Consider the following 25,439-nt stretch of genomic DNA (forward strand, 5'->3'; position numbering starts at 1 on the left):
CCAACCGTGCTGCGAGGCGTACGAATCCTGCTCAACGTCTCGCCGACGCGGTTGGTTCACGCAGCTTTTACAAAGTCTTCATAACCTTGCAGTTTGTACCAACTGTCCAGAATGATCATGGCCACACCTCTACGGCCGCTGCGAACAGGACATCGTGCTCCGGGAGAGCCCGCTTTCCATGGGATTGAGCCTGCGCACCCGATTTCCGGAAGGTAAAGGAAACCTCACAGCATCCGGAACGGTCAGCAGTTCGAGAGCGTGTAGGTGACGGCCTCGAGCACCTCGGCGCGCAGCAGGCCGGCCCGGTCCCCCGCGGCCCGCCACCTGTCACGCAGCGCGTCCAGGCGGCCCACCCAGGCGGCGCGGTCCACCGGGTCGAGGCAGTCCTCCGGCAGCGCACCGGGCCGGACCCTCGACACCGCACCGACCAGGGCCGTGAACCGCGCGGTCTGCCCGGCCGGGTCCGCGAGCAGCGCCGATCCGTCAAGCGCCCGCAGCTCCGCGACCACCTCGAAAATCTTCGTGTTGGCACGGTCCACCCTGGTCACGGACGCGGTGCGGGCAAGCGTCAGGGCCTGCTCCGGCCTGAGCTGATCCGCGAGCATCAACTGGAGGAGCAGGCCGTCCAGCGGGAACCGCTCCCGCCGGCTCCGCCCCGCGGACCGCAGATAGTCGTAGATGAACGTGGGCGGCACCGGGCCGCTCCGGGCCGCGTCGTAGGGCGGCTCCACGTCAAGCATCGACACGGCCACCGGGGTGAGCCGGGACTCCGGGACACCACCGGCCCGCGCTCCGGTCTCCCGCGCGAGCTGCAGACCGGGCAGGCGGCGGTCGGCCGGGTTCTCCGCGATCACCCGGGCCAGCTCGGCGGCGAGGCCGGAGGCGTGCAGCTCCGCCGGGTGCTCCCGGTGATACGCCTCGGCGCCCGCCCAGTCCGGCGTGGCGATCCACCCGGCCAGCACCGGCGTCAGCGTGCGGACCGGCGCCGGCGGGATCGCGTCCGCGCGCGCGAACAGTGCCACCGTCGGCTCGGCCTGCAGCGTGACGGCCTGCTCCGCGCCCGGCTCCAGCAACTGCCACACCCGATCGAAACCCACAGCCGTCTCGTGTACGGTGACCGGCCGCCGAACCCGCCGGACCTGCGCGAACGCGTCCTCGGACCGTTTGGTGCCGCTTGTCGCGGCGACCACCGGCAACCGGCCCCGCCAGGCGTCGTTGCGAAGCATCTCGTCGAGCTGCCGGACTGCCGCGAGCGCGGTCTCCGGGTCGCCGCCGAGGCTGATCGCGACGACCGGCGGGCCGTCCGAGCCGCGGGCCGCCTCGGTGATCCGCCGCAGCGTCTCCCGGCCATGCGCACCGCTGAAGTCACCGAGCGCCCGCACCTCCCGATCCGGCGCCTCCCGCACCGTCCGATCTGGCGCCTCCCGCACCTCCCGATCCGGCGCAGCGCGCACCTCCCGCACCTCGCGGACCGGGGTGAGCGCCGGCGCCGGCTTCCCCGCCTGCGCCGGCAGGTCGAACGACGGCGCGAACGGCGCGGTACGCATCATCTGGCCGGAGGAGCGGCGGCCGAGCCGGTCGCCCGGTTCGCGGTTGCCGAGCACGCCGGGCAGCGCGCCGCGCAGGTTCACCGGCTTGCCGTGCTCGTCAAGCAGCAGGACCTCGGTCCCGGCGGCACGGAACGCCCGCGCGTGATAGCCGGTGTCCTCGCCGAGCAGGTGCTGGCGCAGGGTGCCGATCGTGGCCGGCGCGTCCGAGACGCCGTGCAGCTGGCCGTCCAGCCAGCGGATCTCCCCGTTGCCGACCGACATCGCCCAGAACAGGTGGGACATGCCGCCGGGCGGCGGTGGGACGCGGACCGCGAGCATGGTGCCGGGACGCTGCGACACGTACCGCCACAGCATGTCCGCGTCGCGCAGCCGGAAGAACTCGCCGCGCAGCGAGGTGGCCAGGTCGTCGGCGCCACGATGCCCGATGCCCTCGGTGTCGGTGGTGGCGTTCGCGGTCCGGCGGTGCACAGCGACGAACGCGCCGAACGCGCGGATCACGCAGTCCTCCGCCGGTACGGCCGGTGCCGGGGCGCCGGCCGGCCGGGGTGCTGCCTGGGTCGCGGACGTCCACGCGCTCACCCGCTGGACGGCCGCTGCCAGCTCGTCCGCGTGCAGCAGGTTCGGCGCGGTGGTGGCGGGCCGGGCGGCCAGCCGGTCGACCAGGAAGCGCCGGTCGCCGATCGGGGCGGCGATGTCACCGAGCGCCACCGACAGCGCGTGGTCGACGATGCCGAGGTCCCGGGGCCGGAGCGCGAAGATCTCGGTGGCCTTCTCGGCGGGGAGGCGGGCAAGCACGCCGTACGGGATGTCGCTGCGCACCCAGGACCGGCCGTTCGCCGAGGTGCCGATGAGCGTCACGTCGAACCAGAAGTAGTCGTAGTCGTACCAGCGCTTGTCCACGTCGATGGAGAGGCCTGTGGTGACGGTGCCGGACCCGTCGACGCCGGACAGGCCGAGCGCCGGGTTGGTGCCGCCGACGAGTTTCGCGTCGCCCGCCTTGGGGCCCATGTCCACCTCGATCGGCCGGACACTGGCGCCGTATTTCTGCTCGCGCTGGCGCATCATGTCAAGCACCTTCAGCGGCACGTTGGTCTTGACGTACCCGCCGCGGGTAAGCCATCGCCCGGTGCGGAGCACGGCGCGGACGGTGAACTCGTCCCGGCCGAAGCCCTTGACGACATAGTCGCCGGCAAGCAGCCGGTGCAGGCTCGGCGTGACGTTCTCGCTGTTCAGCGCCGTGCGTACGGTGGTGGCCGCGTTGGACATCGGCCCGTAGCCGGGGATCCGCGGCGGCGTCGCGGTGGTGTCGTACCGTTCCGCGCCGGGTTGCCTGGTGCTCGGCAGCCAGTCGACGAACGTGTCGAAGTTGAAGATCTCAAGCGCCTGCAGGTCCGGTGCGAGCAGCGCGGTGACGGCCAGGTCGTCCGCCAGGTCCGCGGGCCCGGCCGCCGGCGGATTGCCGTTGAAGACCCAAAGCGTGGGCGCGGGAAGCGACGCGGCGTCCGCGGGCAGCGGCGTGGTACGGGTCTGCGGCGCCGCCTCGACGTGCGCGGTGTCGACGGTCAGGTGGCTCGGCGTGAGCAGCCGCGTCTCCCCGTGCAGCCGGCTGGTCCGCTCCGGCCGCGCGGCGCCGGTGAAGGTGCTCTGGAAGAACGCGCGGAGCCGGCCGTCGGTGAGCGTGTCCACCACCTTCCCGGTCCACGAGGCGCCGTCGGCGAGCGAGGAGAACGCCTGCGGCAGGTCGTAGTCCTCGTAGAACTCCAGGTCGAACTCGGTGTCCGCGCGGAACTCCTGGCTGCCCAGGTCTGCCGGGGACACGCGCTGGACGAACAGGTCGGTGTTCCCGGTCGTGTCCGCGTGCTTCCGGCCCCACTCCGCCTCCGCGCCGGTGCCGACGCCCATCCGCAGCGGGCCGGCGCCGAACTTGGCGTCGCCTGTCACCCCGGCCTTGACCGTGTGGGACAGCGCCTCGGTCCGGCTCTCCGTACCAATCGAGATGCCCATGACCGTGCCCTTCGCGTCCGGCCGGGGGCGGTGGTACCGGAGCGGGCCGTGGCGGGCGGTGAGCCGGATGCCGATCCGCCGGACGCCGCCGAGCGCCCTGTTCAGCGTGATCAGCTGGAAGATGCCGTCCCGGCGCAGGGCCCGGCTGTGGGACTTGAGGGAGCTGGTGCGGAACAGGTTCTCGACCGCGTTGGCGATGGCCGGGTCGTCCATGTTGACCTTCATCGCGCGCAGCTGCTCGGTGACCACCGAAAGCGTGTCGAGCGTGACGGTCCGGGTCACGCCGCGGGAGGTCACCTGGCGCTCGGCGGACGCGGTCACGTTCTCCACCGTGGAGGCGGCGAATGCCAGCTCGCGGTGCAGCGGCGTGAGCGTGCCGGTCCGGGCCGGGGTGGGCGCCGCGTCGGCCGCCGGGATCGGCAGGCCCAACTCCTTCGCAAGCACGTCGGGCGTGGACATCTCCATGCCGTGCTTGATCTTGAGGTCGAAGCGCTCCTTCTTCAGCGTCCCGCGGGAGAACTGCTCGTAGCTGACGACGAAGATCGCGTCCGCGGAGTGGCTGTAACTGCGGCCCTTGTAGAGCGACCGACTCGTCTCCCTGCCTCCCACCTGCGCGGATTCGGCCGCGGTACGCTGCCGGGCCGCGGCCAGGTCGATGTTGATATTGACGTGGTCGGCGCCACGGCTGGCCGCGGGCAACGACTCTCCCGGCGCCGGGCCGGACTGGGTGGCGTAGTTCGAGCCCTGCGCGGACTCGGCTCCCGGCGGCGCGGCGGCCCCGGACCCGAACTGGAAGATGCCGCCCGGCCCGAACGTGGCCTGCAACGTGTTGCCGCGCATGACGCTCGCGCCGGCCTGGCCGCCCGCCTCCTGGTAGTCACGCTGGCTTGCGGTGTCCGTGGGCCTGGTGAAGCGCGGATTCGCGGGTACCAGGTGCAGTCTCAGCTGCCGGGTCACCCCGCCGGTCCGGGCGAGCGGCACGACGAAGCCGGTCCGGGTCATCAGCTTGTCCGCGTGCGCCTCAAGGAAGTCGGGCGTGATGCCGGAGGAGACCCCCTCCTCGAGCGCGGTCCGCCCGCCGCCCGGCGCGAGGTCGGCAAGCAGCGTGCTCAGGCCGGTGGCGGCAGCGGTGCGCCTGCGGTCGACGCCGTCGATGAACCGCTGCAGCGTCTCGGCCAGCGCACCGACCCGGTTCAGCCAGACGTACTGGCCCTCGGTGCCGGCGTCCACTGCGGACACCAGGCCGGGCGGATCACCGCCGTCCAGGTACTGCTGCACGGCTCGGGCCTCGGCGGCGGTCAGCCGGGAGATCGCCTCGGTCGCCGGGAGCGGTGGCGCCAGGCTGTGCGTCCCGCCGGGGGCCGGTGCGAGATCCTCCTCGCCGACCCGGACCGGGGCCCAGAAGTCCGCACCGGCGTACGCGCGGGAGCTGGTCTTGAGCAGTTTGCCCTTCTTGTTCGTCACGGCGACGGTGAGCTGGTAGTTGACGTCGTAATTGAACTCGGTGGCGGTGCCGGTGATCTTGCGTCGACGCCCGGCCGACTGCGCCAGGCCGGACAGGACCGCGCGCTCCCGCTCGAGCATCAGCTGCAGGTCGGCCAGCTTGATCCGGATGCCGAAGAAGTCCTTGACGCTCACCCGGCCTGCGATGTCCACCCGCGCGCCGAACCGGCGGGCCAGCGCCTGACGGATGTTGTAGCTGGACCGGCCGACGTTACGGGTGTCGATCAGGAAGTCCGGGACCGTGGTGACGTCGCGCAGCGCCCCGAACGCGCCGGTCAGGTTCACGTGGAACGTGTAGCCGCCGACCGTGTACGTATCGGTGATGCCGCCGTCGAAGAGCGACCGCTGCTGCCCCCGCATGCCCGGCACGCCGTACTTCAGCGCCAGCTCGAAGAACCGCGACTGCCGCGCGCCCTTCTTCAGCTTCCGGCCGACCGACTTCATCTGCTGCTGGACCAGCAGCAACACGTCCGCGAAGATCAACTCGGCGCCGGGCATCTCCATCATCACGCCGGGTCCGAGACCGCTGCGGGTGGCAAGCGCCCACGGCTCTCGGGCCGGGCCGGACAGCGGCGCGAGATCGCCGTTCACCCAGCCGTCCGCGGAGACCACGTGCCGCCGGACACCTGACGGGATCGGCGGGATCGTGCCGTCCGCGGCCGCCACCGGCGCGGTGGCCGGCAGCGTCTGGCGCGGCAGTCGCTCGCCGGTGGCCAGGACCACCTCGATCCGCGGGTCCGCGGCCAGCACGTCGACGATCGCCGGCGGCACCCTCTCGGTCAGCTGGGCCTGCGCGTACCCGGGGACGTTCAGCCCGTCCAGGAAGGCGCGGACCGAGGCCAGCGCACGGTCGGGCGGCACCGGGCCCGCCACCGGCCGGGGCAGGTACAGCGCCGGGTTCGGCACCAGTTCGCCCGGCGTCACAGTCCCGTCCTCGGCGGCGCGCAGCGGAATCGCGCCGATCACCAGGCCCCGCTCGTCGAAGAGGTAGCGGAACGCGGCCGGCTCCTCCGTGGCCGGGTAGACGCCGTCCGCGCGCAGCAGGATGTTGTCCCGCACCGGGAACAGACCGGCAAGCGAGCGCGGCAGGTCCGACAGCGAGGTCGGCGCGGTGGCACGCCCGCGCACGGCCACCTCGATCGGCCCCTTCTTGGCAAGCAGGAACAGGTCGACCGGATCCTTGACGCCACGCGCTCCCCACGGCTCGGTGGCAGGTGCGGGCGCCCGGCCGTTAGGCGCCGCCGTAGCCGTCCGCCGGTGCGCCGGGTTGACCACGTACTCGGCCGACACCACCTCGGGCCGCCCGTGCACAGTCCCCTTGGTGAACACAGTCGCGCCGAGCACCGGGATCAGCGCCGCCGGATCGACCTGGTACCGGAAGTCAGGTACGTCCTCGACCGCCGGGTAGGCCGCCGCGTCGTCGGGCGTGCTGAACCGCACGTTCCGGTGGTCCTCCGCCCACGCCCAGCGCCCGTCCCGCACATGCCCGGCCGGCAGCACGATCTCGATCAGGTGTTTCTCCGCCACCACCCGAAGATCTCCGGGGGTACGGGCACCCCGGCGCGAAAACGCCCTCGGGCCCGGTGTGGACGGCGTGACGACAGTGTCCTTCGGGCTGTGGAACGCCTCCCGCAGCCCGGGCGTCGCCATGATCTGCTGCTCGAACACGGCCGCGTACTCCTCCGGCACCGCGAACTCGATCGTGGTGTTGCGGCGAACGCTGAGCTGGCCGAGGTTGGCGTCGAGCGTCAGATCCGTGGCGAGCGTCGCGACGTACCGGGTGAGCTTGCCCTTGCGGGTCATCGTGTTCCGGGCCAGCGACTCGGTGGTGGTGTTGCGGTCCACGGCGCGCTCGGTGGTCAGGAAGCCGACGTCCACCCGCGGCAGCACCAGGTGGTCGTCCACGCTCAGCGGGAACTCGAAGCCGACCCGGCGGCCGGCCTGCGAGCTGGCGCCCCGCCCGGCCAGCCGGATCGTCTGGGTGACCATGTCGTTGCGGATCATCGCGTCCGGCGTGGTGATCATCCGGCGCAGGTCGATCAGTGTGCCGCCGGCCCGCAGGTGACCGTCGAGGTTCCGGCCCCGGCCCGCGCTCATCATGATGTGCGGCGACACCCAGCTGTTCGACGACCACCACTGGTTGTGCTCCTTGGCCCGGCGCTGGTTCATCATCTGCTGCCGGAGCCGGTCGATCACCCGGGCCGCGTGCGTCGCGCTCAACCCGAACGCGGGGTCGGTGCGCAGCGCCTCCTGCAGGCCGGCCAGCGGGTCCTCGAAGTCGACCGCGTTGACCACGTGGTCGCCGGCCTGCAGCGCACCCGGGTTCCGCACCGGCATCGGCTCGCCGACAGTGCTCGGGTCGACCGCGTCACGATCTGTGGAGAGCATCTTCGGCACCCGGAGCACCAGGTGGTCAGCCAGGTCCCGGGTCGCCACCTCGGTGCCGTCGACCTCCACCACCACCTGGGCGTCCACGCCGTACTCGTGCATGCCCCAGTCGCCGGCGAAGCCGAAGTTGTCGGCCGAGATCCGGGTGCCGGTCGCCTCGGCCCAGCGCCGCGAGCCGCCCATGAAAAACCGCCCGATCGGGCCGATCAGCGCCTGCATCACCTCGTTTGCCACGCCCATCACGAAGGTCAGGCCGAGCGGCATGTTCCAGGAGTGCGCGCCGCCGGCCGACCTGGTGAAACCCCGCTCGGTCAGCCGGAGCTGCAACTCGAGCACGCCCTCGGCCGGCTGCTGCGTCGCCGGCCGGTACTCCGGGTTGCGGGGGCGGACGAAGACGCGCACGTACCTGCCGTTGAACTCGTGCGCGGTGCCGGACTCGATCAGCCGCTCCCAGTCGGTCACCTCCGCCGAGCCGAGCTGCGCGGTCAGCCACTGGGTGAGGCCCTTATCCGGCGACCGCCAGGGCAGCGACGTGGTACCGAGGTGCGGCCGGATCAGCCCGGTCAGCGCCTGGACCTCCGCGTCCGGCGCGCCCTTGGCCCGGCGGACGTAGCTGTCGCCGAGCAGGTGCCGCTCGCGCAGGAACCAGGGGGCGGACGGCGCCGTGGCCAACTCGATCCGGACGCCGAGCGTCTCGATCTGGCCGGCCGTGTGCGCCAGGCCGGTGCGCAACGCCTGCGCGCCGGCCGACTCACCGCGCCAGTCCCGGCCGGCCGGCACGCCCATCGCGCGTGCGGCGACGGTGGCCAGGTCCGGCCGCCGGTCCGCCTGCCCGGCACGGGCCAGCTCGTCGTTCGCCGCCCGGATCGCGTCCGCGCGCGCCTGCTCGGCACCGGCCTGGACGGCGTCGAACCTGGCCGCGAGCGTGTTCCACAGATCCAGATCCACGCTGCGGTACGCCAGCCGGGCGGCCTCGCCGTCGGCCGCCTCGGTGCCGGTGTACCCGGCGAGCCGGTCCACGTGCGCGGAGACCCGCCCCCGGGCCGTGTCCGCGGTGGACGCGTGCGCCTGTTCGGCATCCCGGCGGACGCCGTCGAGGTACGCCAGGTAGGCGAGCCGCCCGACGTCCTCGGCCGTGAGCGCGGCGTCCCGGGTGAAGAGGTCGCCGACCGCGGTGGCGGCCCGGCCGGCGGCCTGCCGCAGCGCTGCACCGGGCGCCTCGGTCGCGTCCATCCTCTCCGCAAGCCGGCGGAGGTCACCCAGCTCAAGCGCCGCCCAGTCGGCGGCCAGGCCGCGGAGGAAGGTGAGGTGCGCGTCGAGCAGGGCGCGGTCGGCCTCGGCGGTGGCGCGGTCCGCCACCGCCCGGTCCCGCCGGGTGGTCTCCACGTCCCGCAGGCCGGGAGTGCGGGCCTGCTCCGCGGTCAGCGTGGCGATCTCGCTGCGCAGGCCGGCGGCGTGGTCGATCGCCTCCTGCTCGGCGGTGCGGAGGCCGGGCAGCCGCTTCTCAAGCGCGGCGATCCGATCGGTCAGCATAGTTACGGCCCGGTCGGCGTCCGCGACGGCCCGGTTGGCGGCCTCGATAGCGGCCTGATGAGCGGCGTGATTAGCGGCCTGATTAGCGGCCAGATCGGCAGCCTGGTCAGCGGGCTGGGCCGGGGGCCGGTTCGCGGCCTGGTGGGCGGCCCGCCGGGCGGCGTCGCGGGCCTCGGTGGCCTCGCCCAGCCGGACGCGGAGGTCGTCGCGCTCCTCCAGGGCAGCGGAGTGGGCGGTCGTCGCGGTCGTGGCCTGGAGGTCCGCCTGGCCGCTGCGGGTCGCCAGCGCATCGAGCAGCCGGGTGAGTTCCGCGAGCCGGGCGTCGTGCACGGCGATCGCGGCGGTGGCAGTCCGTACCGTGCCGTCGTGGGTGGTCCAGGCCTGGTGGAAGCGGCCGCGGATCGGTGGGAGCCGGTTGCCCAGCAGGTCGTCGAGGGCGTTGAACTGCTGCTCCGGCGTGCCGTCGCGCAGGCCGGCGGCGACCGCGTCGATCTCGGTCCGGACCAGGTCCTCCGGGCCGCCCGTGCCGGTGGTGACGCCGCCGCCGGGCGCCGGGCGGGGGCGGGTCTCGAGTCGGCCGGGCGTGGTGGCCGGCGTGGAGCCGGTCTGCAGCGTGCCTGCGGCACGGCGGCCGAGCGGCAGATCGGTGAGCGCGTCCACCAGGCTGGTGGACGCGTCACGCAACGACTCGGAGCGCGGCGAGCCGGACCGTGTCGCCCCGGCCCGCGGCTGCTCCAGCGGCGTCTGATCCGCCCGCGATCCGGAACGCGGCCCCGCCTGTTCCGGCTGCCCGGCCGGGGTGATCACCCGCACGGTGGTCCCGGCGCCGGCGAGCATCTCGGTGTGCGCCGGATCAGCCGGATCGTAGGCCGACAGCGCGTCATCCGGGTCCGCCGCCAGGTCGACCCACCACAGTGCACCGTCGTGGGCGGCAAGCCACCGCACCCGCGCGGGCCGCCCGTCCCGGTCCGGCGTGTGGACCAGCGCGCGCCCGCCAGGCGTGCCGAGCAGGGTCCGGGCCAGTTCCGCCGGGTCGGTCACCGCCTCGCCGTCCTGCCGGGTGAACGCTCCGATGAGCGTCTCGACAGTGATCGGCTGACCGGACCCGGCGAGCGCGGCGGCGTCCGTCCCGGGCGGCGGGCCCAGCACCAGCCCGGCCGCGAGCTGATAGCCGGCCCGCCAGAACTCCGCTCCGGAGACCGAGCCGGAGCGCGGCACGCGATGGACGTCGCGCGCCTCGGCGACCTGCGTGATCAGGCGCTCCAGCCGGGTCCAGGCGGGCATCTCCCGGTCCGCGGCCAGCTCGGCCGCGGCGGTAAGCACGGCCCGCATCGCGATCTGGCCCCTCGGCAGTACGTTCACCGTGTCGCCGGTCCGCACCACGCGCGCGGAGGTCTCCAGCCGGGGTGCGCCGATGACTGTGATCGGCACGCCGACCATGTCCGCGGCCTTCTGCCAGACCTCGACCGTCCGGTCCGGCCGATCAGGTGCCACTGTGGTGATGCGCGCACCGGCGCCGAGCCCGTCGAGCAGGTCCCGGACCACACGCTGAACGGTCTCCAGCGCGGCCGCGTCGCGAAGTGCCTCGGCGTCCAGGAAGAAAGCCGGGCCGAACGCCTGCCGGCCCGCGTTCATGGCGTGCTGCAGCGCGAGGCCGTTGACGGGCGTCGCCATCGGATAGGGGTGGAAGTAGACGCCGTTGTCGATCGGGATCAGCCGGCCGTCCGGGCACAACGCCATGAACGGGTCACGTGTGCTGGTACCGGACATGCCGTCCCCCAACCATGCTGCGAGGCGTACGAATCCTGCTCAACGTCTCGCCGACGCGGTTGGTTCACACAGCTTTTACATAGTCTTCATAAATTCGCCAGGCGCGCCCATCGCCCACGGTCGATCACGGACATGTCTCCACAAAGACCGCTACCTGCTCGAACAGGGCATTGTGCTCCGGCATCCGCCGGCTGAAGTCCTGCAGCTCGCGGATCCAGCCGGTACGCCCGGTCTCCGGCAGGTAGACGGAGTGCCGGAAGATCTCGGCCTTGATCTCCTCGATCGGCGCACCCGCGATGCCCTTCCGGAGCGCGCCGAGGATCGCCCGGCTGGCACCGTCGTCGAGCGGCCCCTTCGTCAGGTCGATCAGGTCGGAGAGCGCCTCCGGGCCCTTCTCCAGCACCGACGGCACGAACGACAGCGTCGGGCTCTCGGTGCCGAGGTACCCGTAGGCGGCCTCGGTGAGCACCGGGTCGGCGCGCTCCTCGATGCGCAGGATCGCCTCCCACCCGGCGAACAGGTCCTGGTTCACCAGGCCCAAACGGCTGATCTCCGGCACAAGCGTCTTCAGCGCGGAGCCGTGCTCGGCCACCGCCGACCTGATCGACGCCACGTCCTCGAGCGGCGTGAACAGGAACGACATCAGCCGCTCATCGGCCTGGCGGCCGGTCTTCGCCGATGCCGGGCGGGTCGCGCCGACAGTGCGCAGGAAGTCCGCCGTGAGCGTCCGGACCGGCGCGGCGGCCGGGTTGCCCGCCACGTCCCGGCCGGACCACAGGTTGTCCAGGTTCAGGCTCAGCCCGCTGCCGGACGTGCGTGACTGCTGCACCACAGCGAAGTCGTACCCGCCAAGCAACGCCGTGACCTCGGGCGGAGCGTCACCGCGGATCACCACGATCGGCGCCGCACCACCGGCGAGCTGGTTCCGCCGGTGCTGGAGGAGCACCCACTCCAGGCCGCGCAGCTGGCGTACCGTCGGCGCGGTGGACTGTCTGCCGGTGGCCACCACCACGACCGGCGCGTCCACGCCCTCGGCCGCGGCCGTCAGCTCGGCCACGAACAGGTCGGGCAGCACGCCGGGCGAGCCGACCACGTCGATCGCCCGGCCGTTGCCGAGCGGGATCGCCCGCACGGTGGAGGAGTGACTGATCGGCCGGGGCTCCGCCGCCACCGGACGGATCTCGGTCAGCCAGGAGGCCAGGTCCGCCTCGCCCGGCACCGGGTGCAGGCCGATCGAGGACGGCGACTCCGGGAACACCGCCGCACCGCCGGTCGCCGGGTCCAGGAAGGACAGTCCGTGCCTGTCGTGCAGGGCCAGCACGGTGAGGCTCGCGCCGGACGGCGAGCGCACCGACACGAACGCGCGGGTGCCGGGCACGGCCATCGCGGCGAGCAGGTCACCGTACCCACTGAGGTCCTGTCGTGGGGTGTCCGGCAGATCCCGGGGGCCGAGCGGGCGGCGCAACCGGGCCAGGCCGGCGCCGTGTGCGTGGGCCACGAGCGCGCCCGGCAGGCCCAGGTGCACGCCGCCCGCACCATCGAAGACCATCCGGGCCAGGGGGTACGCCGTGTGCAGCGCGGCCTCCAGCGCCGCCGGATCCGCGTCCGCGTAGGCCGCGGGCGACCAGTGCCGCGCCGGCGCGACCCACAGCGTCTCCGCGTCCGCGACGGGCGTGAGCCGCATGCCGTCACCGAACCCGAGCAGCCGTCCCGGGTCGACGACCGGCCCACCCGGACGATCAGGTGCCAGGGCGGCGCGGCTGACCTCGATCGGCAGCCCGGCCAGGTCCGCGCGGGCCGCGATGTCGGCGAGCGTGAGCCCGGCCGGATCAAGCACGCGCACGACCGCCCGGTCCGTCACCTCGGCCGGCAGACCCCGCAGGAACTGGTAGAGCACGGCCCGCCCGCGACCGCTCCCGGTCTCGGCCTCGGTCAGCGCGGCGTCGATCTCCGCGCCGAACGACAGGTAGACGTGCCCGTCGCGGCCGGGCAACGTGGTCAGCTGCCGCACCCGCGGGTCCCGGTCGCGCGACGAGATCGGCTCGGTGTGGATGTGCGCGCCGGCCGTGGTCGGGAGCACATGGTCGATGCAGATCGAGTTCGCGTTCTGGTTGATCAGCGGCAGGCTCATGTCTTCCCCGTCAGCAGTTCGACAGCGTGTAGGTCATCGCCTCGAGAATCTCGGCGCGCAGTCCCTCGGCCGCGCCGCCGTGCGCGCGCAGCCGGTCCCGGTACGCGTCGAGCCGCCCCACCCAGGCGGTCCGGTCGACCGGATCGAGACAGTTCTCCGGAACGGCGCCGAACTGCCGGACCGCAAGCGGGCGCACAAGCGCGACGAAACGCCCGGTGATCGCGGCCGAGTCGGCGAGCAGCTCCGCATCAGGCGTCCGGAGCAGGTCGGCGAGCAGCTCGAAGAGGCGTGCGTTCGCGCCGTCAAGCCGGTTCGTGGACGCGGCCCGCGCCAGCGAGGTCGTCTCCTCGCGCGTCAGCTGCCCGGCCGTCATCAGCTGGAACAGCAGGCCGTCCAGCCGGTACCGGTCCCGGCGGGCGGCGCCGGCGGACCGCAGGTAGTCGTAGACGAAGGTGGCGGGCATCGGGCCCCGCGCGGCCGCGTCGTAGGCCGGCTCCACCGACAGGAACGACGCGGCGACCGGGGTGAGCCGGGGAGCGTCGTCAGCGGGGAAGCCGCCGGCCCGGACAGCTGCCGTCAGCGCGGTCTGGAAGGCACGCAGCCGCAGGTCGCCGGGGTGGCTCGCGACCACCCCGCGCAGCTCCTCGACGACAGTGCCGGACCGCAGCTCCGGGTCGTGCGCCCGCTGGAACGCCTCCGCCGCCGCCCAGTCCGGATGCGCGATCCAGTCGGCGAGCACCCGGGTCAGGGTGGCGACCGGCTCGGCCGGGATCTCCGCCGCCTGCCGGAACGGCACGTCCGGAGACTCCGCGAGCCGCTGCGCGTTGTCGGCACCCGGCGGCAGCAGCTTCCAGACCGCCTCGAAGCCCGCCATGTCCTGCTGCACGGTCACCACCCGGCGCGCGAGCCGTACCTCACGGAACGCCTTCGTGGCCGGGCCGGTGCCGAGCGTCGCCGCCACCACCGGCAGCTCTCCGCGCCACCCGTCGTGCCGGAGCATCTCGTCAAGCCGGTGGATCGCGTCCGTCGCCGCCGTCCCGTAGAGGCTGACCGCCACCACCGGGCCACCTGCCGACGCGCGCGCCGCCGCGTTGATGCGGGCGAGCGCGCTCCTGGCCGCCGGCGACGAGAAGTCACCGAGCGTCCGGATCGGACGATCGCGGCCGGGCTCCTCCACCGGGGCGACAGGCGGCGGGGGCTGCTTGGCCCGCGCCAGGTCACCGGCGTCAAGCACCGCGCGCAGCTCCGCCACGGGCGCGGTGGACAGCGACCTGGACGGCAGGTTGCCGGATTCCCGGCGGCCGATCCGGTCGCCGGACTGCCGCGTGGTCACCGCGCCCGGCACCGCCGTTCGCAGGTCCACCGACCTGCCGCGTTCGTCGAGCAGCATCGCCTCCGCGCCGGCGTGGAAGAACAGCCGCTGGTGCGCGGTGGTGAGCCCGTCCGTCAGCGCCTGCCGCCGGGTGCCGAGGTGCGCATCCGTACGCGAGACGCCGTTCTCCTGGCCGTCGAAGATCCGCAGGCGGCGGTCGCCTACCGACATCACCCAGAACAGGTGGGACATGCCGCCGGAGGGAGCCGGCGTGCGGACCGCCACCATCGCGCCGGGCCGGTTGCGCAGGTACTCCTGGAGCGTGTCCGGGTCGCGCAGCCTGACGAACTCGCCGCCGAGCGTCCGCGCCAGGTCGTCCGCGGTCCGCTGCTCGGCCACCCTGGTGTCGGTGGTGACGTTCGTGGTGCGCCTGTGCACGGCCACGAACAGGCCGAACGCCCGCTCCACGCAGTCCTCGGGCGTCGGCGCCGGCGTGCCCGCCACCCGCGGCGGAAGCTCGACCGCGGCGGTCCAGTCGAGCGCGCGGCGGGTGGCCGTGTGCAGGTCAAGCGGCTTGAGCAGGTTCGGCGGGGGCGTGTTCCGCTGCTTGGCGAGCTGCTCGACGAGGAACCGCCGGTCCGGGTACGCCACCACCACGTCATCGCTGAGGCTTGTCAGCAGCGCCTGGTCCACCACGCCGAGCGTGCCCGGCCGCGGTGCGAAGACCTCCGCGGCCCGCGCCGACGGGATCCGGGCGAGCAGACCGTACGGCACCTCGCTCCGGATCCACGACCTGCCGTTGCGCGACGTGCCGATCAGCGTGACGTCGAACCAGATGTAGTCCTGGTCGCCCTTGCGCCGCTCGATGTCGATGGCGAATCCGCCGACCGCGCTGGTGCCACCGGCTCCGCCTTCCTTCGCCACGCCCAGACCGGTGCCGGAGAACATCCGGTCGCTTCCGGACGCCGGGCCCGCGCCGAAGTCGAACGGCGTGAGCGCGAAGCCGGACGCCTTGCCCTGCTCGTTCTCCTGCTCCTCCGCGTGCAGCCATGCGTTCGACGCGTCGTAGCCGCCACGGGTCAGCCACCGCCCCTTGCCGAGCACGGCCCGCACCGTGAACTCGTCGCTGCCGTCGCCCTTCACGACGTACCGGCCGCGCAGCAGCTCCTCGATGTGGGTGGCCGCGTTCGCGCCGCCCAGGGCCGCGGACATCTCGGCGGCGACAGTGGACATCGGCCCGTAGTCGGCGATCCGGGGCGGCGGGGCCTCGGTGTCAAGCCGTTCCGCGCCGGCCAGCCGGGTCGCCGGCAGCCAGTTGATGAACGAGTCGAAGCTGTAGGTCTCCAGACCGTGCAGGTGCGGCGCGATCGCCTCGGTCTTCGTCACCGACTCGGCCAGGTCCGCGGGCACGCCACCGCGGCCGTCGAAGAGCTTCACCGTGGCCGGCGGCAGGTCGGAGAGCCGCTCCGGCAGCGGGTCCGCCCCGTCCAGCGGGCGCGGCGGGCCGATCCGGGTCAGGTGCGACGGGGCGACCAGGCTGAGCCGGGCGTTCACGGCGGCGTTCCGGACAGGTGTCTTCAGGCTCGGGAACAGGCTCGGCAGGTGCTTGCGGAGCTTGCCGTCGGTGACCGTGTCGATCACGTTGACGGTCAGGTGCGCGGCGTCCAGCGCGGGCTTCCGGAGCCGGCCGTCGGCGAGGGTGTCGGCCACCTTGCCGGCCCAGCTGGCGGCGTCCACAACTGACCTGAGGAACTGCGGCGCGGCAGACGACTCGAAGAACTCGAGCGTGAACCGGGTGTCCGCGCCGAACTGCTGGCTGCCGAGCTCCAGCGGGCCGCCCCGGCGTTTGCGTGCCGACGCCAGCGACTGCGTGACCGCCTGCTCGGAGTCGCGTTCGTAGCCGGCCGAGGCCCCGAACGCCAGGCGGGCGGTCTCGCCGAGGAAGCGGCCGTCCACGCCGCTCCCGGCCACCATCGCCGTGTCGACGCTGTCGGTCCTGCTGTCCACAGTCGTACCGGCGCCGAAGATCGTGGTCTTGACGTCCGGGCGGGGGCGTTCGTACGTCAGGTCGTCATCGGCCGCGACGATCCGGACACCGACCCGCCGGACCGCGCCTGACGAGTGGTTCAGCGTGATCACCTGCGTCACGCCCTCCTTGCGGATGGTCCGGTAGTTCCGTTTGAGCGCGCTGTCCCGGAACAGCGTGGCCACCGCGCCGGAGATGGTGGGATCGCGGACGTCCACCTCCAACTCCGTCAGGTTGTCGAGCACCACCTGGAGCACGTCCTTGTGGACCGGGACGTCCTTCGTCACCCGGATCGGCTCGTCGTCCCGCAGGGCGGTGCCGGTACGCCGCTCCCGCGTCGTCACCGACGCGGTGAGCTTCTCCACGTGTGAGGTGGCGTAGGCGATCTCCGAGTGGATCGGCTGCACGTCGCGCGTCTCCGGCGGGACGACAGGCACGTCCGCGGCCGGCACCGGCAGGCCGAGGTCGGCGGCGAGCACGTACGGCGTGGACGTCTCTACACCGCTCCTGATCTTCATGTCCACGTCGGAGGCCCACAGCACACCGTCGACGTACCGCTCGTAGGTGATCAGGAAGAGCGCGTCCGACGAGTGGATGAAGCTGCGGCCCTCGTACGACGCCCGGGTCCCCTCCCGGCCGCCGAGGATGATCGCCTCGGACGCGCCCTTCCGCCTGCTCATCGCGGCGCTGAGCAGGTTCACGTTGACGTGGTCGGCGAGCCGGGTGGAGGTGGGTACGTCCCGGTCCGCGAAGTCGAGCCCGGCCGCGCCCTTACCCGTCTGGACGAACAGCGACGGGCCGACCCGCCCGCGCACCCGCTGCCCCTTGGTCGTGGACGCACCCGCGCTGACCGCGCCGGCCGCGTACTCCTTGGTCTGCGGCTCGTCCGTCGGGTGGCTGTACCTGGCGTGCGCCGGCACCAGGTGGATGCGCAGCTGGCGGATCTCGTTGCCCCGCCGGTCCAGCGGCACGACCGCGCCGGTGCGGCTCATCAACTCGGCGGCCAGCGGCTCAAGGAAGTCCGCGGTGACGCCTGTGGCGACGCCGGCCTCGAAGGTGACCCGGTTGCCACCCGGCGCGATATCCTGCAGCAGCTCGCCGAGGCTGCCCTTGTCCGGCGAGGTGAGCCGGCCGTCGACGACGTCGATGAACCGCTGCGCCCGCTCGGCCAGCTTCCCGACCCGGTTCAGCCAGACGTACATGCCGTCGATGCCGTCGCGCACGCCTGATACCAGCTGCCCGTCGCCGCCTGTCACGTCCTCGCCGGCCAGCCAGCGCCGCAGGTCGTCCGCCTCGGCCACGCTCAGCCGGTCCACCGCCTCGTCGTCGGTGAGCAGCGGCGGCGGTCCGGTGGGCAGGGGCGGAGTAACAGGCGTGATGCCATGGCCCGCAGGTTGCGGCGTGGGGACCGGCGCGAGGTCCTCGGCGGCCACGTGCACCGGTGCCTCGAAGCCCTCGCCGCCGTACGCGCGGGAGCTGGCCGGCCGGACCAGCTTCCCGTCCTCGTCGGTCACTGACACGTTCAGCTGGTACGAGGCGCCGTACAGGAACTCGGTGACGATGCCGCCGACCTTCCGCCGCCGCCCACCGGCCGTGCTCTGCCCGGTGTTGCGCGCCTGGGACCGGTCCCAGGCGTACTGCAGGTCGGCGAACCGCACCTGCATGCCGAAGAAGTCCTGGATGGCGAGCCGGGCGGAGATGTCCAGCCGGGTCCCCCACCGCCGGGTCAGCCGCTCGCTCATCGCGGCGCCGGACTTGCCGATCACCCGGTTGTCGATCCAGTAGTCCGGCACGGTGTCGATGTCGAGCAGGTCGCCGAGCGCGCCGGTCAGGTTGACGTGGAACGTGTACTTACCGATCGTGAACGAGTCCGAGACGCCGCCGTCGAAGAGCGGGCGCTGGCTGCCGCGCATGCCCGGCACGCCGAACTTCGCGGCCAGCTCGTAGAACCGTTCCTGCCGCTCCTCGCCCTTGAGCTTCCGGCCGACCGCGCGCATCTGCTGCTCGACAAGAAGCAGCAGGTCCGCGAAGATCAGCTCCGCGCCCGGCATCTCCTTCATCGTGCCGGGGCCGAGACCTGCCCGGCTGGCCAGCGCCCACGGCTCGCGGCTCGGCCCGGTCAGCGGCGGCAGGCCCACGCTCAGCGCGCCGTCCGGCCGTACCGTGCTGCGGGTGGCGGCCGGCGCGGCGGTGGCCGGCGGGGTCTGCCCGGGGACCCGCGCACCGGTCCGGTCCAGCAGCTCCACGAGCGGTTCCGCACGCAGCGCGGCCTCCACCTCGGCTGGCACCCCCGCGGTGAGCTGCACCTGGGTGTACGAGGTCAAACCGTCCAGGTAGGACCGCACCGCGGCGAGCGCCTGCTCCGGTGTGACAGGCCCGGCCGGTCGTGCGGGCCGGTAGAGCGCCGGGTTCGGCTGCGGGTCGCCGGCCGTGCGGGTGCGCTGCGCGCCGGTGCCGGCCGGGTCGCCGAGCGGGATCGCGGCGGTGACCGTGCCCCGGTCGTCGATCAGGTACCGGTACCGCGCCTCCATCGGCGCGGTGGCCGGGTACGTGTAGTCGCCGTCGCCGCGCAGCAGGATCCGGTTGCGCACCGGCCACAGCGCATGAAGCGACGCCGGCAGGTCCTCGATCCGGGCCGGGGTGTCCTCGCCGGACCTCCCGGTCACGGCCAGTTCGATCGGGTGGATCCGGGCGTTGAGCATCAGGTCTGTCACGTTCCGCACGCCGGAGCTGCGGAACGGCGGCGGTGTCGCGACGGCCGGGGACGCGGGTGTGGCGGCAGTGGCCCGGCTGGTCACCGGCCGCGCGGGATTGCGGACGAACTCGGCCGAGACGATCCCGGGCCGCGGCGTCTCCCCCGGTACGTGCACGGTGCCCCGGGTGAAGACCGTGGCGCCGTCGATCAGCTCCGGATTCGTGGCGTCGACCAGGTACCGGAATACCGGCACCGAGTCCACGTCGGCGTACTCGTGGTCGGTCGCGTCGAGGTCCCGGATCGTCACGTTCGGGTGGGCGTCGGCCCAGGCCCACCGGCCGCCGGGGTTGACCGCGCCGGCGAAGGACACCTCGATCCGGTGCCGGTCGGCGATCGTCCGCAGGTCACCGGGCGAGGCGGCACCCTTCCGCGGGAACGGCCTAGCGCTCCGGCCGGCCTTGGGCATGGTGACCACCGGGTCGTCCGGCCGCGCGAACACCTCGCGCAGCGCGGGCGTGGCCATCACCTGCTCCTCGAACGCGTCCGCGTACGCCGCCGGCACCGCGATCTCGACTGTCGTGTTCCGCCGCACGTCGAGCTGCCCGCGGCTGGAGTCGAAGGTCAGCCCGGCCGAGACCGTGGCCAGGTAGCGGATCAGCTCCGTCTTGCGGGTCGGCATAGTCCGGGCCGACGCCTCGACGTTTATCGACCGGTTCACCCGCCGGCTGGTGTTCAGGAACGCGACGTCCCAGCGCGGAAGCACCAGGTGCTCACCCACGAGGACCGGCGGCTCGGCGCCCAGCCGCCGTCCGGCCACGGAGCCGCCGCCCCGGCCCGCGCCCCGGGTGGCGACCGACGCCATGTCGTTGCGCACGAGCCCCTTGGTGTCGGTGATCCGGCGCAGGTCGACGAGCTGACCGCCGCTGCGCAGGTGTCCCTCCAACCGCCGCCACTTGCCGACCTTCATCGACACGTTCGGCGACAGCCAGCTGTTCGTGGTCCACCACGCGCCGGCGTCCTTCGCGCCCTGCGGGTTCATCATCTCGCGGCGCAGCTTGTCGACCACCCGGGCCGCGTGCTTCGCGGAGAGCCGGAAATCCGGGTGCTGCCGAAGCTGTTCCTGCAGCTCCTGGAGCGGGTCCTCGAACGCGGCCGCGCTGAGTGCGAAGTCCTGCTTGTTCAGCGCCGCCGGGTTGGTCACCCGGGTCGGCACGCCGACCGAGGCCGGGTCGACCTCGTCGCGCGCGCTTGACAGGATCTGCGGCATGGCCAGCACCAGGTGGTCGTTGAGCGGCCGGCTCGCCGCCTCCTGACCGTCGATCTCCAGCACCACCTCGGCGTCCGCGCCGAACTGGTACGTGGCGAAGTCACCTGTGAAGATCATGTTCTCCGCCTGGACCCCGCCGCCTGCCGACTCCGACCAGCGCCGCGAGCCACCGGCGAAGAACCGCGCGATCGGGCCGATGGCGAACCGGACCACCTCGTTCGCGGTCCCGACGAAGACGGCGGCGAAGAACGGGAGTCCCCAGCCGGTCCCACCACCGACGGCCCGGGAGTACGAGACGTCGCCGCCCTTGATGTGCATGTTCGAGTCGCCGGCCTTGAGACCCGGCTGCGGCAGGTTCTGGTAGACCGGGTTGGCCGGGCGGACGTGCAGGCGCACGAACCGGCCGTTGAAGTCCCGGCCGACGCCGGACTCGATGAGCTTCTCCCAGTGCCGGACGTCCTGGCTGACCAGCTGCTTGGTCAGCCACGTCTCGACCTTGCCGCGCACCGATCTCCCGGGCATCTTCGAGGTGCCGAGCACTGTCGCCGCGTCGCCGGTGAGCGCGGCACTGAACGTGGCGATGCCGTTCACCTGCGCCGGGTCGTTGACCTTCCGGACGTACCCGTCGCCGAGCACGTGCTTCTCCCGCAGGAACCACGGCGCGGACGGCGCGCGGACCAGCTCGATCCGGGGGCCGAGGCCTGCGACGTGGCCACCGGTCTGCGGCAGCCGGGCCTGCCGGGTGGCCGGGTCGGAGAAGCTGTCGACGAGCGCGCCCAGGTCCGGGTTCGGGCGGTCAAGCCGCACCCTGGCACTGTCGGCCGCGTCCGTGCGCGCCTGCTCGGCGGCGCCCCGGGCCCCGTCGAACGCGTCGGAGAGCGCGGTCCAGAGGTGCAGCGTGACGGCGCCGTCGACCAGGCGGGTCAGCTCCGGCGCCGCGATCGGGCTTCCCGTGTAACCGGCCATTCGCGTGAGGTGCTGCTGCAGGCGGGCCCGCAGCGCCGGCAGACCGGCCTGGTGCGCGGTCTCGGCCGCGGCGCGGACCCCGTCGAGGTGCGCCAGGTAGGCGAGGCGGCCCACCTCGTCGGGCGTCAGCTCGGACACGGGCCGGGCGAGGAGCGCGGCGACCTCGGCGGCCGCAGCGTCGAAGGACGGCCGGGCCTGGTCCGCCTCGACCCGGGCCGCGGTCCGGCGCGCGTCGCCGAGCTCCAGACCGGCCCAGTCGGCGGCAAGCGACCTCAGGTAGTCCAGGTTCACGGCGGCGAGCGTCCGGTTCGCGCCCGCCGTACCCCGGTTCTCGATCGCCCGGTCCCGGTCCTGGACGCGCAGTTCCCGGGCCCCCCGCTCGTGCACCTGGGCAGCGGTGTCCCTGGCGATCACCAGCTGCTGCTCCGCGACCTCGTCCTCAAGGAAGCCCTCCTCGCGGCGGAGTCGCTGAAGTCGGCGCTCGGCCGCGGCGGCCTGCTCGCCGGCCCGGACCGCGTCCTGCAGCGCGGTCTGCGCGGCCTGCGCCAGGCGCTGACGCTCGGCTGCCGGCCCGGCCGCGAACGCCCGCTGTGCCCGCTCCCGCCCGGCCACCGCGTCCCGGTGCGCGGACCGGGCCACCTCCAGCACGGCCTCGGCCTCCTCCCGGCTCCGGGTACCCGCGGCGGCGGCCTCCTGCCGGGTCGTCAGCTCGGCCTGGGCGGCGGTCAGGTCCTTCGTCAGCTGGGCGATCCGCGTGTCGTGGCCGGTGATCGCGCTCTCCGCGGCCACCCGGGCCTGCTCGTGCGCGTCGCGGTCCCGGGCGAACCTGTCCCGTATCGGCGGGATGCGGTTGGTCAGCAGATCGTCGACCGCGTCGAACTGGCGCGCCACGTCGTTGCCGCGCAGATCGGCCGCGACCGCGTCGAACGCGGCCCGGATCAGCGCCTCCGGCCCGGACGCCCCCTCGGTGACCCCACTGCCGTCGGCGGGCCGGGGACGGGGACGGGTGGCCTGCAGCGCTCCGGCGGACCGGCGGCCCACCTCCGGGTCGAGCAGCGCGTCCACAAGCCCGGACCGCGGCGCGAAGGACGGCTCGCCGGACCGGGGCGCGGCAGCCGGCGCGACGGGCGGGCGCACGCTGCGCACGGTCGTGCCGAGCGCTGTCAGCGCGCCGGCGTGCGCCGGGTTCTCCGGGTCGAAGCGGGTCACGGCCCGGTCCGCCGGCGCCGCCAGGTCCACCCACCACAGTGCACCGTCGTGCGACACCAGCAGCCGTACCTCGCCGTCGCCGACCCGCGGCTCGTGATGCACCACGAGCACAGTGCCCGGTGCCGCCGTCAGCGCCTCGGTCCCCGGCAGCAGCTCCGGATCGCCCCAGAGCCGGGCCAGCTCCGCGACCGAGACCGGGGTCACCGCGGTCAGATCGCCGTCCGGGCCGGGCAGACCCAGCGCCATCCCGGCCGCCAGCTGAAACCCGGCCTGCCACAGCGACGCGCCGGGCAGCCGCGCCGAGCTGGGCATGCGCAGCTCGCTCCGGTGCGCGTCGATGCCGCTCACCAGCGCCTGCAGCCGGTCCCATGGCGCCGTCCCGGTGTCCGCGGCCAGGGTGCGCGCGGTGTCAAGCGCCGCGCGCATCGCCGCCAGGCCCTTCGGCAGCACCCGGGCGAACTCGCCCGCCGGGTCGGGCCGGCCCTCGGTACCCACCCGGACGACCCGGGCCGAGGGCTCCATCCAGGGCCGATAGGCCACGCCGACCGGTACGCCGACCATGTCGGCCGCCTTCTGCCAGTCGCTTACCGCGGTCCGCTCGGTGCCGTCGACCGGGATCGTGGTGATCCGCGCGCCGGCGCCGAGCCTGCCGATCAGGTCGTGGACGACCCGCTGGGCGGTCTCCAGCGCGCCCACGTCGCGCAGCCCTTCATGGCTCATGTGGAACGCCGGACCGGCCTCGCGCGGCGCGTTCATCGCGTGCACCAGGCCGACCAGGTCGACGGGGGTGCTCATCGGGTGCGGGTGGAAGAACACGCCTCCGTTGCCGGTGGGAATGAGCCGCCCGTCCGGGCACAGCATGGAAAAGGGATCAAGCCCGGCCATGGTCGCCTTCCCTTCACCGGATCGCCGCCCGGGCGCGTGAGCCCGCCTCAACGCCGGTTAACGACGGCCTGTCAGGGTTGGTTCACCAAGAGTTGTTAAATGATTAAGTCCGCACCTGTTTCAAATGTTTACGGACACGTCTCCACGAACACCGCCACCTGCTCGAACAGTGTGCTGTGTTCGGGCCTGCGCTGCATCAGACCGCGCAGTTCACGGATCCAGTCGGTACGGCCGGTCTCCGGAAGATACCTGGAGTGCTGGTAGATCTCATGCTTGATCTGCTCCATCGACCCGCCCTCGATGCCGAGCTGGATCGCGCTCAACAGCGCCCGGCTGGCACCGTCGTCGAGCGGCCCCTTGGTCAGGTCGATCAGGTCGGCGAAGCCCTCGCCACGCGCCTCAGGAGCCTTTCCGATCAGCGAGGGTACGAACGAGAGCGCCTTCTGCTTCCGCTCCGGTTCCGCCCCGGCGCCGAGGTAGCCGAACGCGGCCCCGGCGAGCTCGGTGTCGCGCCGCCCGTCGATGCGGAGAATGGCCTCCCACGCCGCGAACATGTCCTTCTGCACGCCGAGCGTGCCGATCTGCGACGCCAGCGCCTTCAACGACGAGCCGTGCTCGGCAAGCATCGACTTGACCGCGGGCACGTCCTCGAGCGGCGTGGACAGGAAGTCCGCCACCGTCTCGTCGACGGACACCTGCTTGGCCTGCGCGGGCCGGTTGCCCGCCACCGACCTGAGGAAGTCGCCGGTGATCGCCCGGACCGGTGCGGAGAGCTGGGCGCCGTCCGCGCTTCGGCCCACCCACGGGTTCTCCAGGTTCAGCCGGAGCCCGCCGCCGGGCCGGCCCTGCGCGCCGCTCGGCTGCTGGACCACCGCGAAGTCGTACCTGTCAAGCAGGTGCGAGATGACCTGCGGCGAGTCACCGCGGATCACCACGATCGGTGCGGCGCCGCCTGCCTGCACGTTGCGCTGGTGCTGGAGGAGGGTCCACTCCAGATCGTAGAGCTGCCGCTGGGTCGGTGCGGCGCCCGGCCGGTCGGTGGCGATCAGCACCACCGGCGCCTCCACCTCCGCGGCCGCCGTGGTGATCTCGGCAAGCAGCGGGCCCTTCAGCGCGCCCGGGCCGCCGATCACGTCCAACGCGCGGGTGCCGTCACCGATCGGGACCGCGTGCATGCGGGACGAGCGGTTGATCGTGCGCGTTGCCACAGGTGCCACCGGAGCCACCTGCCGGCCGCCGATCTCCGACAGCCAGCCGGCCAGGTCTCCCGCGCCCTCGACCTGGTGCAGCCCGATCCGGACCGGCACGGGTGGGAAGCTCGCCGCACTGCCGGTGGCCGGGTCCAGGAACGCCAGGCCGCTTTCGCCGTGCATGGCCAGGAACACTGAACTGATCCCGGCGGCCGTCTCCACCTGGACGAACCCGCGGGAGCCCGGCTGCGCCAGCGCGGCCAGCAGGTCGCCGTACCCGCCGATCCGCTGCGCCGGCGTGTCCGGCAGATCTGCCGCGCCGAGCTGACGCCCAAGCGCGGCCAGCGGGGCGCCGTACAGGTGCTGCACGAGCGCGGGCGGAAGGCCGAGCTGCACGCCGTTGTCGCCGTCGAAGACCATCCGCGCGACGGGGTACGGCACGGACAGCACCGTGTCGAGCACCTCCGGATCCGCGCCCGTGTACGCCCCCGGCGCCCAGTGCCGCAGCGGCGCGACCCACAGCACGTCAGCGTCCGCGATCGTGGTCAGCTCCATCGTCGCGGTGAAGCCGAGCAGGCGGGCCGCGGCGACAGGCGTCTCACCGGGTCTCGGCTCCGCCAGGTCCGACCTGCGGATCTCGACAGGCAGCCCGGCCGCGTCGGCCCGCGCCGCGATCTCGCCAAGCGTCATTCCGGCCGGGGACAGCGGGCGCAGCACGGCCCGGTCCGTGACCTCCGGCGGTGTCTGGCGCAGGAACTGGTACAGCACGGCCTTGCCCCGGCCCGCGCCCGGCGATTCCGCAGGCATCGTCATCGCGACGTCGATCTCCGAGCCGAACGACAGGTAGACGTGCCCGTCCCGGCCCGGCAGCGAGGCCAGCTGCCTGACGCGCGGGTCGCCGTTGCGCGTGGAGATCGGCTCGGTGTGCACGAACGCGCCGGTGTGGGTGGGGAGCACGTGGTCGATGCAGATCGAGCTGAGATGGTTCGCGGCCAGCGACAGGTCCATGA

The 25,439-nt window shown here is 73.2% G+C and carries 4 protein-coding genes; all 4 read right to left on the reverse strand.

The genetic code is table 11. The annotated features are described in order from the left end of the window. Positions 1 to 242 precede the first annotated feature (242 nt). The 4 genes from ACIA8K_RS04005 to ACIA8K_RS04020 all read right to left on the reverse strand — a co-directional run bounded on the left by ACIA8K_RS04005 (position 243) and on the right by ACIA8K_RS04020 (position 25,437). Complete coding sequence (locus tag ACIA8K_RS04005) at positions 243 to 10,748, reverse strand: hypothetical protein (RefSeq protein WP_396054718.1); 10,506 nt, start codon at positions 10,746 to 10,748, stop codon at positions 243 to 245. Between the two features lie 124 nt (positions 10,749 to 10,872). Then, complete coding sequence (locus ACIA8K_RS04010) at positions 10,873 to 12,879, reverse strand: hypothetical protein (RefSeq protein WP_396054720.1); 2,007 nt, start codon at positions 12,877 to 12,879, stop codon at positions 10,873 to 10,875. Between the two features lie 10 nt (positions 12,880 to 12,889). Continuing rightward, entirely contained in the window at positions 12,890 to 23,239 is a 10,350-nt protein-coding gene (locus tag ACIA8K_RS04015) for a hypothetical protein (RefSeq protein ID WP_396054722.1), read from the reverse strand. A gap of 128 nt (positions 23,240 to 23,367) precedes the next feature. Next, a complete protein-coding gene (locus ACIA8K_RS04020; RefSeq protein WP_396054724.1) occupies positions 23,368 to 25,437 on the reverse strand; it encodes a hypothetical protein in 2,070 nt (689 codons plus the stop codon). Between the last annotated feature and the right edge of the window lie 2 nt (positions 25,438 to 25,439).

It is taken from the genome of Catenuloplanes sp. NPDC051500 (assembly GCF_044454585.1).
Lineage (GTDB): Bacteria > Actinomycetota > Actinomycetes > Mycobacteriales > Micromonosporaceae > Catenuloplanes.